General features: G+C 37.5%; 1 pseudogene. It reads left to right on the plus strand.

Going from position 1 to position 277, the window contains the following annotated elements:
* Window positions 1–64: 64 nt before the first annotated feature.
* Window positions 65–277, plus strand: a pseudogene (locus V6255_RS19370) (cobaltochelatase subunit CobN); the annotation flags it as partial.

Here is a 277-nt window from a genome sequence, read left to right on the forward strand (position 1 = left end):
AGGTTTAGACTTTCGTAGGGAAGTGTGGTTACGCGAACAAATTTTATAAAAAGTTCAAAGCACTAATATTCTCGATGAATTAAATGAAGCTGCGCGTGAAGACGATGCTGAGGTATTAGAAGAGTTAGATACTTACCTCTGTGATATTAAAGCAGCGCAAATTCGTCATGGATTGCATATTCTTGGGCAACTGACGGAACCACATAAAGAAGCGAATACTTTAATTGATTTATTACGTTTGCCTCGTGGTGAAGGCGTTATTAATCAAGGTGTTATA

The organism is Psychromonas arctica (assembly GCF_038155225.1).
GTDB classification, from domain to species: domain Bacteria; phylum Pseudomonadota; class Gammaproteobacteria; order Enterobacterales; family Psychromonadaceae; genus Psychromonas; species Psychromonas arctica_B.